14 protein-coding genes and 1 pseudogene are annotated in these 10891 nt (G+C 73.9%); 10 read left to right on the top strand and 5 right to left on the bottom strand.

Translation table 11 applies throughout. The annotated features are described in order from the left end of the window. The first annotated feature begins 25 nt into the window (after nucleotides 1-25). The 5 genes and pseudogenes from ACWEPL_RS63990 (at nucleotide 26) to ACWEPL_RS63970 (ending at nucleotide 2227) form a co-directional block, all read left to right on the top strand. A complete protein-coding gene (locus ACWEPL_RS63990) occupies nucleotides 26-781 on the top strand; it encodes a substrate-binding domain-containing protein (RefSeq protein WP_452442725.1) in 756 nt (251 codons plus the stop codon). A gap of 219 nt (nucleotides 782-1000) precedes the next feature. Continuing rightward, complete coding sequence (locus tag ACWEPL_RS63985; protein WP_363968886.1) at nucleotides 1001-1135, top strand: hypothetical protein; 135 nt, start codon at nucleotides 1001-1003, stop codon at nucleotides 1133-1135. Beyond that, nucleotides 1135-1446 (top strand): hypothetical protein, encoded by a 312-nt coding sequence (locus ACWEPL_RS63980; RefSeq protein WP_452442723.1) that lies wholly within the window; start codon nucleotides 1135-1137, stop codon nucleotides 1444-1446. The genes ACWEPL_RS63985 and ACWEPL_RS63980 overlap by 1 nt, the downstream gene beginning before the upstream one ends. Further along, a pseudogene (locus ACWEPL_RS63975) lies at nucleotides 1443-1628 on the top strand (PEP/pyruvate-binding domain-containing protein); the annotation flags it as partial. The gene ACWEPL_RS63980 and the pseudogene ACWEPL_RS63975, both read left to right, overlap by 4 nt. A 50-nt stretch (nucleotides 1629-1678) precedes the next feature. Beyond that, complete coding sequence (locus ACWEPL_RS63970; RefSeq protein ID WP_452442721.1) at nucleotides 1679-2227, top strand: PEP-utilizing enzyme; 549 nt, start codon at nucleotides 1679-1681, stop codon at nucleotides 2225-2227. A 217-nt stretch (nucleotides 2228-2444) separates the two neighbouring features. On the opposite strand, the gene ACWEPL_RS63965 is transcribed toward ACWEPL_RS63970, so the two are convergent. From ACWEPL_RS63965 to ACWEPL_RS63950, 4 genes are read right to left on the bottom strand one after another with little or no spacing between them, the layout of a single operon-like run. Beyond that, the gene (locus tag ACWEPL_RS63965) at nucleotides 2445-2876 is read right to left on the bottom strand and encodes a type II toxin-antitoxin system PemK/MazF family toxin (protein ID WP_350734816.1); all 432 of its coding nucleotides are present in this window, start codon (nucleotides 2874-2876) and stop codon (nucleotides 2445-2447) included. Further along, nucleotides 2860-4026 (bottom strand): glycosyltransferase family 4 protein, encoded by a 1167-nt coding sequence (locus tag ACWEPL_RS63960; protein ID WP_452442719.1) that lies wholly within the window; start codon nucleotides 4024-4026, stop codon nucleotides 2860-2862. The genes ACWEPL_RS63965 and ACWEPL_RS63960 overlap by 17 nt, the downstream gene beginning before the upstream one ends. Continuing rightward, nucleotides 3950-4819 carry an SGNH/GDSL hydrolase family protein gene (locus tag ACWEPL_RS63955; RefSeq protein ID WP_363968876.1) on the bottom strand — a complete coding sequence of 290 codons (870 nt, stop codon included), beginning with the start codon at nucleotides 4817-4819 and terminating at the stop codon, nucleotides 3950-3952. The genes ACWEPL_RS63960 and ACWEPL_RS63955 overlap by 77 nt, the downstream gene beginning before the upstream one ends. Nucleotides 4820-4841: 22 nt before the next feature. Continuing rightward, on the bottom strand, nucleotides 4842-5777 hold the full coding sequence (locus ACWEPL_RS63950; RefSeq protein WP_452442717.1) for a glycosyltransferase: 936 nt from the start codon (nucleotides 5775-5777) through the stop codon (nucleotides 4842-4844). Between the two features lie 179 nt (nucleotides 5778-5956). Here ACWEPL_RS63950 and ACWEPL_RS63945 point away from each other — a divergent pair, with 179 nt between their 5' ends. Together ACWEPL_RS63945 and ACWEPL_RS63940 are read left to right on the top strand one after the other, a co-directional pair. After that, nucleotides 5957-7069: an anion permease gene (locus tag ACWEPL_RS63945; RefSeq protein WP_452442715.1), complete on the top strand. Its 1113-nt coding sequence runs from the start codon at nucleotides 5957-5959 to the stop codon at nucleotides 7067-7069. A gap of 13 nt (nucleotides 7070-7082) precedes the next feature. After that, nucleotides 7083-7328 carry a hypothetical protein gene (locus ACWEPL_RS63940; RefSeq protein ID WP_452442713.1) on the top strand — a complete coding sequence of 82 codons (246 nt, stop codon included), beginning with the start codon at nucleotides 7083-7085 and terminating at the stop codon, nucleotides 7326-7328. 13 nt (nucleotides 7329-7341) lie between these two features. Here ACWEPL_RS63940 and ACWEPL_RS63935 read toward each other — a convergent pair whose 3' ends face one another. Further along, nucleotides 7342-8418 (bottom strand): epoxide hydrolase family protein, encoded by a 1077-nt coding sequence (locus tag ACWEPL_RS63935; RefSeq protein ID WP_363968868.1) that lies wholly within the window; start codon nucleotides 8416-8418, stop codon nucleotides 7342-7344. Nucleotides 8419-8469: 51 nt separating this feature from the next. Here ACWEPL_RS63935 and ACWEPL_RS63930 point away from each other — a divergent pair, with 51 nt between their 5' ends. The 3 genes from ACWEPL_RS63930 to ACWEPL_RS63920 are packed head-to-tail and all read left to right on the top strand — an operon-like array spanning nucleotide 8470 to nucleotide 10873. Then, nucleotides 8470-9414: a helix-turn-helix transcriptional regulator gene (locus ACWEPL_RS63930; protein ID WP_452442711.1), complete on the top strand. Its 945-nt coding sequence runs from the start codon at nucleotides 8470-8472 to the stop codon at nucleotides 9412-9414. Nucleotides 9415-9418: 4 nt separating this feature from the next. Beyond that, on the top strand, nucleotides 9419-10192 hold the full coding sequence (locus tag ACWEPL_RS63925) for an acyl-CoA thioesterase domain-containing protein (protein WP_363968865.1): 774 nt from the start codon (nucleotides 9419-9421) through the stop codon (nucleotides 10190-10192). Between the two features lie 42 nt (nucleotides 10193-10234). Further along, the gene (locus tag ACWEPL_RS63920; RefSeq protein WP_452442708.1) at nucleotides 10235-10873 is read left to right on the top strand and encodes a hypothetical protein; all 639 of its coding nucleotides are present in this window, start codon (nucleotides 10235-10237) and stop codon (nucleotides 10871-10873) included. Nucleotides 10874-10891 lie beyond the last annotated feature (18 nt).

The raw sequence follows: 10891 nt of genomic DNA, 5'->3' as shown, positions 1-10891 counted from the left end.
GACGCCTGAGAGCAAATGAGATTACCTGAATTGTCCGAATAAGTCCGGAAATCTGCGGGTTGCTTTCAACAGCAACAAGGACGCCGGCCGCGAGGCGGGGCTGCTGGAGACGTTCGAGGAGCAGCGTCCGCTGGGCGTGCTGATCACGCCGGTCAACGACAGCGCCGAGGAGGAGCGGCTGCGCCGGCTCGTCTCGCGCGGCATCCCGGTGGTGCGCTTCGACAGCTCGGCCCCGCACAGCCACGGCTGCGCGGTCGCGGTCGACGACGTGCTCGGCGGGCGGCTGGCCGGTCGGCACCTACGGGAGCGGGGGCACCGCCACATCGCCTTCGCCGGCGGGCCGTTCACCGTCCGCCAGGTGCGGGAGCGGCACGAGGGGCTGTCCGCCGTGCTCTCGCCGGACGATCGGCTGACCGTCATCCCCCTGCCCGACCTCACCATCGCCACCGGGCGGCTGGCCGGCGAGGAGATCGCCACCCGGCCGCCGTCCGAGCGTCCCACCGCGGTCTTCTGCGCCAACGACCTGGTGGCCATCGGGGTGCTGCAGGAGATGACGCAGCGCGGGCTGCGGGTCCCGGACGACCTGGCCATCCTCGGGTACGACGACATCGACTTCGCCGCGGCGGCCGCCGTGCCGCTGTCGTCCATCCGGCAGCCGCGCGAGCAGCTCGGCCACACGGCGGCCGTGATGCTGCTGGAGGAGGCCAACCGGCCGGTCGGCCACGAGCACCGCCAGGTGATCTTCCAGCCCGATCTGGTGGCACGCGCCTCCACCAGGTAACCCCACCGCGCCGCAGTGCGCACCGCCCTCCGAAGGCGTCGCAGCAGGCGGGTGCCCCTTGTGCGCGTGATCGGCCCGGCGGCGCGCCCATCAGTGGGGCCGCATGCATGATCGGCTCGGAGGTTCGCCCGTCAGCGGGGCCGCGCGCATGAGCGGCGGCTGCGGCCTGCTCGCCGTTTCATCGGGTGACTACGACCACCACCGCCGCCGCGTCGCGGCGTGCTGAAGGAGCGCCCCCTGACCGCCGCCATCGCCGCGCGGGATCCGGAGGTCTTCGGCAAGTACCTGCGCAAGCCCGGCAACCTCTTCGAACGGCTGCCCCGCACCTTCGGCATGCGCGAGTTCCTCGAGTGATGAAGCAGGCGGGCACCGTGCGGCACGACGTGGACACCCGCGCGGTGGCGTACATCCTCGACGCCCTCACCCCGGCCCTGCGGCGCACGTTCGCGGCCGACCGGGCGGGCTCGCAGGACCCCGATCAGCCGACGTCGGACGAGCTGCTGGAGGCGCTCGCGGACCTGCTCGATCGCGCTCTGGCCCCCGCGGACGGCGGAGACCTCGAGAAGGGCAAGGCGGTGCTGGTCGGCGGCCTGAGACAGGTACGCGCCGAGCTCGCCACCGAGCTGGGCCCAGAAGACGTGGAGGAAGAAGGAGAGGGATCATGAAGGACGACTTACTCGTCCTGACGCTGGACGACGACCGCGCCGACCTGGACCGGGCCGGCGGCAAGGGCGCCTCGCCGGCCCGCCTGGCCGGGGCCGGGCTGCCCGTGCCCCCGGGCTTCCACGTGACGACGGCCGCCTACTGCCGCTTCGTCGCGGCGTACGGCCTGCAGGAGCGCATCGTCGAGCTCGCCGCCGCCTCGTCGCCGCCGGGGCCCTGGCCGATCAGGACGACGTGTTCTGGCTGCGGCTGGACGAGCTGGAAACCGCCGTGGGCGTGCTGGACTCCGGGCGGGGCTCCCCGGCCGACTCGCGTGCCGTCGTGGCGGAGCGGCGGGCCACGTGGCGGGCGCAGAAGGCGATCGCGCCGCCGCACGCGCTCCCGGCCGACGGCGGCACGAAGCTGCTCGGCATCGACTTCTCCCGGCTCCTGCCCGGGCACCGCGACGACGGCTCCTCCGACGTCGTCAAGGGCGTGCCCGGCAGCCCGGGACGGGTGACCGCGCCCGCGCGGATCATCCACGGCCCCGACGAGTTCGACCGGATGCGCCCGGGTGACGTCCTGGTCGCGAGGATCACCACCCCCGCGTGGACCTCGCTGTTCGCGCTCGCCTCCGCCGTGGTCACCGACGTCGGAGGCCCGCTCAGCCACAGCTCCATCGTTGCCCGCGAATACGGCATCCCGGCCGTCCTCGGCACCGGCGCGGCCACCGGGCGCCTTGCCGACGGCCGGCGGGTCGTCGTCGACGGCGACGCGGGAACCGTCACCCCCGTCCGCTCCTGATCCTCATCCGAGAGCTGGCACCGCCATGGAACTCATCCCCTCGCGCTGTACGCGGCCTGGCACGCCGCCGGCCACCCGGCCGAGATGCACGTCTACGCCACGGGCGGCCACAGGTTCGCCGGGGCCCCGCCCGGCCCGCCGAGCGGTTCGTGGACGGACCGGTATCTCGACCGGCTCGGCCAGGCGGGTTTCCTGGGCTGACGCGCTGTGACGGGGGCTACCGGCCGGCGTCCCAGCCGTAGGTCTTCATGAGCCGGGCCGCCACCCGCGCGAAGCGGTCGCCGTCGAGCACCGCGCCCTCGCGCCGGATGTCGTCCTCGTCCAGCACGAACACCCGGTCCAGCCGTACGTACGACACCCGCTCGTCCCGGCCCCAGGCGCCGAGCTCCACCCAGTCGGGCCCGTCGTCGCCCTTGCTGGAGAGCATCACGCCGAGGAGCCGGCGCCCGGTCCGGCCCACGACCAGCAGGGGGCGGTCCTTGCCGCGGGACGGGTCCTCCTCGTAAGGAACCCAGGCCCAGACGATCTCCCCCGGGTCGGCCAGGCCGTCGAGGTCGGGGGAGTAGGACAGGGTGGCCGAGTCGCCGAGGGAGTGGATCTCGCGTACCGCGCCCCGGACGGGCCGGGGGTCCTCACCTAGATCGCGCATTGGGGGAGCCTACGGCGGCGCGCCGCCGAAATCCAGCCGGGCCCGGAGAGGCCGGCTCGCCCATCATGACGCCGTGATAGTGGCCGACCAGCTCCTCGCACACGGAGGCCCAGTCGCGGTCGCGGACCGACTCCCTGGCCTGCCGGGCCATGCGGGCGCGGCGATCGGGGTCCCCGGCGAGGGCGGCGACGGCCGCGCGCAGCGCCGACGGGTCGCCGCCGGCGTAGAGCAGGCCGTTGGCCCCCGGCCGGACCAGGTCGAGGGGGCCGCCCGCGGCCGGGGCGGCGACCGGCACGCCGGAGGCGAGGGCCTCCTGGACGGCCTGGCAGAAGGTCTCGTTGCTGCCGGTGTGGACGAACACGTCCAGGGAGGCGAGGACACGGGCCAGGTCGGGGCCGGTGCGCAGGCCGAAGAACTCCGCCCCGGGCAGCAGCCCGCGCAGCCGCCGCTCCATGGGGCCCGTCCCCACGACGGCCAGCCGCACCCCGGGGACGTCGGCGAGCGCGGCGAGCAGCTGAGGCTGTTTCTCGGCGGCCAGGCGACCGGCGTATCCGACGATGGTCCGGCCGTCCGGGGCGAGCCGGCGGCGCAGCTCCTCGCTGCGCTGCCGGGGATGGAACAGGTCGAGGTCGACGCCGCGGCCCCACAACGACAGGCGGGGTATGCCGTGGCCGGCCAGCTCGCGCAGGGTCGGCGTGGAGGGGGCGAGGGTACGGGTGGCGTGCCGGTGCACCCGCCGCAGCCACGACCAGATGACCGGGTCGCCGCGGACGCCGTACTGGCGGGCGAATCCGGCCAGATCGGTCTGGAACACGGCCACGGTGGGCAGGCCGAGCCGCCGGGCGGCGGCCATCCCGGCCGCGCCCAGCAGGGCGGGGGAGGCGAGATGGACGACGTCGGGCTTGAAGCCGGCGAGCGTACGGGACAGGCGCATGCCGGGCAGGCCCACCGTGACGGTTCGGTAGAACGGCAGGGCGAGGCTGCGGACCGGGTGGACCGGGAAACCCGCGTAGGACGGGGGAGCGGGGGCCGGGGCGACCACCATGGCGTCGTGCCCGGTGGCGGCCAGGTGGTCAAGAACGCGGCAGACCGAGTTGGTGACCCCGTTGACCTGGGGCAGGAACGACTCGGCCACAATGGCGACCCTCATGTGATGTTTCATCCCGGTTGGGGGCGACGTCCGGTTCACCGGCAGTCGCCCGTACGGCGAATTTCTCGTGCCAGATCTCCTGGGCGACGAGCCTCGCGAAGGCGGGCAGGAAGTCGCGGGACCGCCGGACCAGCCAGGCGGTGCCCGCGGTGGCCAGCCAGAAGGCGCTGGCCCAGGCGGTGGGCTCGGCGTTCGCGGGCTCCGGGTCCGGCAGCCGCGCGGGGACGCCGCGCTCGCGCAGTTCGGCGGCGAAGAGCCGGGCCAGGTGGCGGTGCCCGCGTTCGCTGGGGTGCAGGCGGTCGGCGCCCCACATGCGCCGCTCGTACAGGGCGGGTTGCCGGGCGAGGTCGAGGTGGATGGTTCCGTGGCGGTGCGCGAGGCCGGTCACGATCGTGTTGACCACGTGGACGCGCCGGGCGAGGGGGCGGCGCAGCAGCTCCGGGATCCGCAGCATGAGGCCGGGGTCGGGCAGCGTGGCGGTGAGTACGGTGACCTGGTCCGCGCGCAGCCGGGTGATCAGGCGTTCCAGGTCCGCGTGGATCTGGTGGGGGGCGAAGTCGCCGCGCAGGGTGTCGTTCACGCCGACGAGCACGGTGGCGAGGGACGGGCGCAGGGCCAGCGCCCGGGGGAGCTGGTCGCGTACGACGTCGCCGACGCGGGCGCCGCAGACGGCGAGGTTGCTCAGCTCGGCGGGCGCCAGCGCCTCGGCCAGGAGCCCGGCCCAGCCGCGCCCCGGCACCGGATCGCCCAGTCCGACCGTGACCGAGTCGCCCAGGGAGACCATCCGCGTCATCGCGGCCTCGCGGGCGTGCCGATCAGGCCGTGCGCGTCCAGGAAGCCCCGGACCGCGGCGGGCCAGCCGTACCGCTCGGCCCTGGCCCGGGCCCGCTCCCGGCGCGCGGGGTCGGACAGCAGCTCCTCGATCGCGCCGGCGTAGGCCGCCGGATCGTCGGCCACCGCCGCCCCCGCCGGGCCGATGACCTCGGGCAGGGCGCTGTCGCGCGTGGCCACGACCGGGGTGCCGCCGGCCTGGGCCGCAGCGGCCCGTCGCCGGCCACCACCAGGACGGCCGGGACACCCCTGCGGCGCAGCTCGGCGAGGGCGCGGATGGAGCGGTCGGGCCGCTTCTCGGGAGACAGGCGGCCGCAGTGCACCAGCAGCGCCTCGCCCCGCGCGGCCAGGCGGGAGCGCAGGCCGGGGTCGAAGCGCTCGGGAGAGAACGTGGCGAGATCCACCCCGAGCGGCACCCGGACCAGGTTCGGCACGCCCAGCCTGGCGAACTCGGCCGCGGCCCAGGCGGTCGTGCACACCACGGTGTCGAACCGGGCCGCGGTGGCGCGGTTGACGGGGTCGGCCAGCCGGCCGAGGGGACCGTACAGGCGCAGCAACGCCGACAGGCTCTCGTGCGAGACCATGACCGAGCGGACGCCCGCGGCCCTGGCCCAGGGGCCGAGCCAGCGCAGGGTGGTGCGGTCCGACACCTCGATCCGGTCGGGTGCCAGCTCCTCCAGGAGGCGTCTCAGCGTGCCGCGGGCGGCGATGACCCGGTAGCCGCCGAGACCCGGGACCACCGGGCCCGGCAGGGTGACGACCCGTCCGGCCGGGGTCCGCTCGTCGCGGGCCGCCGCGCCGGGGACGACCAGGACGGGCTCGTGTCCCGCCGCCGCGTAGCCGGCGCCGAGCTCATGCAGGGCGGTACGCAGCCCGCCCGACGTGGGAGTGACGAAGTTCGCTAACCGAACGATGCGCACGTCTGGATGATGGCCGGACATCTGTCCTAATCGGCTAATTAACCATGAACCACTTCGTAACCCTCCTTGGCCGGTATTTGGCGGCGCCGTGGGTAGGCATGATGGCCGACAGGAGTTCACGGCCGGTTCATCGCCCCGGTCTACCGTCCTGGTGACGTCGAGACGATGGGGAAACCCTCATGGAGCATGTGACGTTCCTGGTCGTCGTGGTGATCATCACGGCGCTGGTGTTCGACTTCACGAACGGCTTCCACGACACGGCCAACGCGATGGCCACCTCGATCGCGACAGGCGCGCTGCGGCCGCGGGTGGCGGTGGCGATCTCGGGCGTGCTGAACGTGGTGGGCGCGTTCCTGTCGGTCGAGGTGGCCAGGACGATCTCGGGCGGGATCGTGGACGACACCCTGGTGACCCCGCCGATGGTGTTCGCCGGGCTGATCGGCGCGATCCTGTGGAACCTGCTCACCTGGCTCCTGGGGCTGCCGTCCAGCTCCTCGCACGCGCTGTTCGGAGGGCTCATCGGCGCGGTGTGGGTGGGCGCCGGCATCCAGGGTGTGAACTTCGGCACGGTGGTGCAGAAGATCCTCATCCCGGCGGTGGCCTCGCCGCTGATCGCCGGGTTCGTCGCGATGACCGCCACCTTCCTGGCGTACTCGCTCACCGCCAGGGCCCGGCACGAGTCGGTGACGGGCACGTTCCGGTTCGGGCAGATCGTCTCGGCCTCGCTGGTGTCGCTGGCGCACGGCACCAACGACGCCCAGAAGACCATGGGCGTCATCACGCTCACGCTGATCTCGTCCGGGGCGCTGGCCTCCGGCTCGAACCCGCCGCTGTGGGTGATCGCCACCGCCGGGCTGGCCATCGGGCTGGGCACGTACCTCGGGGGCTGGCGGATCATCCGCACCATGGGCAAGGGGCTCACCGAGATCGAGTCGCCGCAGGGCTTCGCCGCCGAGGCGAGCGCCACCACGGTCATCCTCGCCTCCTCGCACCTGGGGTTCGCGCTGTCGACCACGCAGGTGGTGTCCGGCGCGATCCTCGGCACCGGGCTGGGCCGCCGGCTGGCCAAGGTGCGCTGGAGCGTGGCGGGCCGGATGGCGCTGGCCTGGCTGCTGACCCTGCCGTCCGCCGCCGCGGTGGGCGCGGTCGTGGCGGCCGTGGCCACCACCGGCACCCTCGGCGTCGCCGTCACCGCGCTGGTGGCGATCGCGGCGACGGTCGGCCTGTACGCGGCCGGCCGCCGCGAACCCGTTCACGCGGGCAACGTCAACGACGTGCCCGCCCCGGTCTGAAGGGCGGACGCCGATGGACATCAAATGGGACGCCCTCGGACGGGTCTTCGTCATCAGCCTGGCCGTCAGCGTGGTCGTCGTCGCGGTCTTCTCGCTCGGCGCGCTGGCGCTCGCGGCCCGTCAGTCGGCCCGTCAGTCGGCGCAGGAGCGGGGGACCGGCACCGGCGCTGGCGGCCTGGCCGCGGCCGTCCTGTGCTTCACCGCCTGCGCCGCGGTCGTGCTGTACGGCATCTACCTGATCGTCCCGCAGTTCCACTGACCTCCGGGGGCGTTCACAGCCCTGCGAAGAAGGTTTTGATGTCGGCGGCCAGCAGGTCGGGGGCCTCCAGAGCGGCGTAGTGGCCGCCCGTCGCGAACTCCGACCAGTGCACCACGTTGTGCGCCTGCTCGGCGTACCGCCGGACCGTGCTGTCGCCGGGGAAGACCGCCACGCCCGTCGGGGTCTTGCCCGGCGCGTCCGGCGCCGCCCAGTCGCCGCCGCTCTCCCGGTAGATGCGGGTGGAGGATCCGGCGGTGCCGGTGAGCCAGAGGATGGAGACGTCGGTGAGGACGTCGTCGGCGGGCACCCCGCCCACGTCCCGCCCCCAGGAGGCGAACGCGTCGAGGGTCCAGCCGAGCAGCCCGGCCGGCGAGTCCGCCAGGGCGTACGCGAGCGTCTGCGGCCTGGTGCCCTGGATGGCGGCGTACCCGGAGAACTCCTTCCGCCACCGTTCGACGCCCCGGGCCCGCTCCGTCTCGGCCTCGGTCAGGCCCGACATGTCGTCGGTGACGAACGCGGTGAGCGCGTTCACGTGCACGCCGACCACCCGTTCGGGGGCCAGTCGCGCGACGGCGGGGGAGACCAGGGCGCCGAAGTCGCCGCCCTGCGTGCCGTAGCGCTCGTAGCCGAGCCGCGCCATCAGCTCCACCCAGGCGGCGGCGACCCGCCGCACGCCCCAGCCCGGCTCCGTCGTGGGGCCCGAGAACGCGAACCCCGGGATGGACGGGATGACCAGGTGGAAGTCCCGGCTGAGCGGCCCGGCGACGCGCGAGAAGTCCGCGAACGTGCTGGGCCAGCCGTGCGTCAGCAGCAGCGGCAGCGCGTCGGGCCGGGGCGAGCGCACGTGCGCGAAGTGCACGCGCTGCCCGTCGATCACGGTCGTGTACTGCGGGAACGCGTTGAGCCTGGCCTCGTGCGCGCGCCAGGAGTAGCCGTCGAGCCAGTACGCCGCCAGCTCGCCCACCGCTTCGGGCGGCACCCCGTACGACCAGCCGACCCCGTCGAGGGCGTCGGGCCGGCGGGTGCGCTCCAGCCGCTCACGCAGGTCGTCGAGCCGGTCCTGGGATATGTCGATGACGAATTCGTCCATGCCCGCAACGCTAGGAGCCATTGCGGCCAGATTCGGGCCACAATGGTGTCCGTGTTGGACACCTCGGCGAGATTGCTGCGCCTGCTGGCCCTCCTGCAGGCCCGGCGCGAGTGGCCCGGCGCCGACCTGGCGGAGCGGCTCGGCGTCGCCCCCCGGACGATGCGCCGCGACGTCGACCGGCTGCGCAGCCTCGGCTACCCGGTCCATTCGACGCCCGGCGTCTCCGGCGGCTACCGGCTGGGCGCGGGCGCGCAGCTGCCACCCCTGCTGCTCGACGACGAGGAGGCCGTGGCGGTCGCGGTCGGCCTGCGCACCGCCGCGAACGGCACCGTGACCGGCATCGAGGAGACCTCCCTGCGCGCGCTGGCCAAGCTCGAACAGGTCCTGCCCGCCCGCCTGCGGCAGCGGGTCAACACGCTGCAGCGGCACACCGTACGCATCGATCGCGCGGGCCCCACCGTGGACCCGGACGTGCTCACCGGCGTGGCCGCCGCCTGCCGCGACCACGAGCAGCTCCGCTTCGACTACACCGGCCACCGGGGCGAGAGCGCGCTCAGGAGGGCCGAGCCGCACAGCCTCGTCACCAAGGGCAACCGCTGGTACCTGGTCGGCTGGGACGCCGACCGCGGCGACTGGCGCACGTACCGGGCCGACCGGATGCGCCTGCGGATCCCGAACGGCCCGCGCTTCATGCCACGCGAGCCGCCCGCCCCCGACGTGGCCGCCTGGGTGCAGCACCGCCTGGCGCACGAGATGTGGCCGTACGAGAGCCGCTTCCTGCTGCGCGCGCCCGCCGAGCGGATCGAGGGCCGGACGGCGGGCGCCGTCGAGCCGGTGGACGAGCACACCTGCCTGCTCACCCTGCGCGGCGACGACCTGCGCATGATGGCCATGGTGGTGGCCTTCCTGGACGTGGACTTCGAGGTGCTGGAGCCCCTGGAGCTGAAGGAACACCTGCGCGCTCTCGGTGAACGGCTGCTCTCCTCTAGAATCTGATTCTGTGTCAGCGTTCTTCACCCAGAAGAAGGGCGAGCTGGTCCCCGCGCCGCACGCCCGAGGTCCCTGGTCCCCCGACATGCTCCACGGCCGCCTGCTCGGCGGGCTCGCCGCCCGCGCCATCGAGCGCCGCTACGCCCAGCCGGGGCTGCACTTCGCCCGCCTGACGGTCGACCTGTTCCGCAACAGCCCGATGGTGCCGGTCACGGTGGAGACCTCGCTGGTCAGGGCCGGGCGCAGGATCCTCGTGGCCGACGCGGTGATCATCACCGAGCAGGGGGTGATCGGGCGGGCCGGCGCGGTGCTGCTGCGGCAGGGGGAGCAGCCGGAGGGGGAGCAGACGTTCGTCACGCCCCCGTGGGACACGCCCGCGCCCTCCGAGCCGCCGGTGGACGGGCAGGCCACGTGGAAGCCGCCGTTCGACCTGTGGCGGGTGACCGAGTGGGCGGCGCCCGGGCCGGGGCGGGTGTGGATGCGGGAGTCGTATCCGCTGGTGGACGAGGAGCCTTTGACGCCGTTCGTACGCGCGGCGCTGGCCGCCGACTTCGCCAGCCCGCTGAGCAACTCCGGGGTGGAGGGGCTGCGCTTCATCAACGCCGACTACACGCTGACGCTCGCCCGGCTCCCGTCCGCAGAGCTGATCGGGGTCGAGGCCACCGGCCACCTGTCCGCCGCCGGGGTCGCCACGGGGCAGGTCACCATGCATGACGCGAGCGGCCCGTTCGGGTTCTGCGTGGTGACGGCGGTCGCCAACACGATCGGCATCGGCGGCCGCTAGTGCCGCAGGAGAATGTCGTACCCGCGGCGTAACGTTCCGCAGGTGCGTTCAGCTGTGCGTCTCGCTGCCGGGGACGGGTTCCACCTCGATGCCGTGACCTGCGCCGACGACCATCGCGGGTGGTCGGCGGCGGAGCTGGGCTCCGCGCACCGCCTGGTGCTGGTGCGCCGCGGCCTGTTCCGGCGCAAGGCGGACGGCCGGGCCGCCGTGATCGACCCGACGATGGCCTACCTCGGGGTGCCCGGCGAGGAGGAGCACTTCGCCCATCCGGCGGGCGGCGACGTGTGCACCTCGGTGTCCCTGACCCCGGAGCTGTGGCACACGCTCGCGGGGGAGGGCCCGCCGGGCCGGCCGACCCTGTACGTGGACGCCCGCCTCGACCTCGCCCATCGGCGGTTCCTGATGGCGGCGCGGGGCGGGGACACGGCTTTCGAGCTGGCCGAGTCCCTGCTCTCCCTCGTCGCCACCACCCTCGCCCGACTGACCCCAACCCTGACACCGGCCTCTTCCGGCTCGGGCGCCACCGATGCGGCCCGCCCCGGAGCGAGCACCACCGAGGCGTCCGTCCCCAGGACCACGGCGCCTGCCCTCGGGCCGGAAAGCACCGAAGCGCCGGCTCTTGGGTCGCGCCCGTCTACCAGTCGATCGGCTACGTGCCCGTGTCCGACTACGAGCACATGACTTACTCTTAGGCTCATG

This window comes from Nonomuraea sp. NPDC004186 (genome assembly GCF_053603495.1).
The sequence above is the reverse complement of the archived record's forward strand: the minus strand, read 5'-3'. Positions and strand labels throughout refer to the sequence as shown.

Coding starts and splice junctions, on each gene's coding strand:
- ACWEPL_RS63945 (WP_452442715.1), top strand. CDS start 5,957: ATGGAGCATGTGACGTTCCTGGTCGTCGTGGTGATCATCACGGCGCTG.
- ACWEPL_RS63980 (WP_452442723.1), top strand. CDS start 1,135: ATGAAGCAGGCGGGCACCGTGCGGCACGACGTGGACACCCGCGCGGTG.
- ACWEPL_RS63965 (WP_350734816.1), bottom strand. CDS start 2,876: ATGCGCGATCTAGGTGAGGACCCCCGGCCCGTCCGGGGCGCGGTACGC.
- ACWEPL_RS63960 (WP_452442719.1), bottom strand. CDS start 4,026: ATGAGGGTCGCCATTGTGGCCGAGTCGTTCCTGCCCCAGGTCAACGGG.
- ACWEPL_RS63940 (WP_452442713.1), top strand. CDS start 7,083: ATGGACATCAAATGGGACGCCCTCGGACGGGTCTTCGTCATCAGCCTG.
- ACWEPL_RS63955 (WP_363968876.1), bottom strand. CDS start 4,819: ATGACGCGGATGGTCTCCCTGGGCGACTCGGTCACGGTCGGACTGGGC.
- ACWEPL_RS63935 (WP_363968868.1), bottom strand. CDS start 8,418: ATGGACGAATTCGTCATCGACATATCCCAGGACCGGCTCGACGACCTG.